Source organism: Gordonia alkaliphila, from assembly GCF_039542465.1.
Lineage (GTDB): Bacteria > Actinomycetota > Actinomycetes > Mycobacteriales > Mycobacteriaceae > Gordonia > Gordonia alkaliphila.
This window is the reverse complement of sequence record NZ_BAABIE010000052.1, coordinates 1-734: the sequence shown is the minus strand read 5'-3', so window position 1 is coordinate 734 and position 734 is coordinate 1. Positions and strand designations below refer to the sequence as shown.

Here is a 734-nt window from a genome sequence, read left to right as displayed (position 1 = left end):
GAAGGACAAGGCCGCCGCACTCCTGGACGCGCAAGCCCAAATCGCATAGCGTTCACAACGACTCGTTGATCAGAACGCGTGACTCTACGCCCGATCCGAAGTCCACCACCCCAAGGGGCACTATCGAGGTGCACACGCCGGTCAAGCTGGACGAGGCGATGACGCCCGCCAGGTTGAGTGAACTGCGCAGCGTTCTTGCGGTGATGGCGGAAACACCCGTCGCGACGTTGGAAGCGCGACCGAAGCCGGAGTCGCTCGATACTTCCGGAGGAATGAGTTTCAGCAGCCTGAGCCCCTTGGCTCAACAGCTCTCGACTCTTACGGCCACCACGTCCAAAGTGCTGCCCTCCGCAGCGGGTAGCGGCGAGACGCTGTACCGCATGACGGTTCCGGCCAAGGTGGCGGCACAGGTCAGCGGTAACGTCCTGCGGTCCATGCCGTCGAAGGCAGCCGCAGGGGGTGTGCATAGCGCGCTCATCGGTTCCAAGGGGATCGCCGCTCAGGCGACATACGTCCCGGTGACCGCTGGCGCAGCTACAGCCGGTCTCGCGACGGTGGCCGCCCCGTTGATCATGTTCAGCATCGCTGCAGGCGCCAGCGTCTATGCCGGCTCTTCGATCTTGAACGGGCAGTCCCTGGTCAGGGCGGTCGCGTGTCGTTGACGTGAAAGGCCCCTGACCTTCGTGATTCTGGATGTTGCGAAGCATTCAAGAATCGAAAGAGGGGCAGGGGCC

Annotated in this window: 1 pseudogene; it reads left to right on the top strand. The window is 63.4% G+C overall.

Annotation, left to right across the window (positions count from 1 at the left end):
- Nucleotides 1-662, top strand: a pseudogene (locus ABD989_RS17665) (hypothetical protein); the annotation flags it as partial.
- Nucleotides 663-734 lie beyond the last annotated feature (72 nt).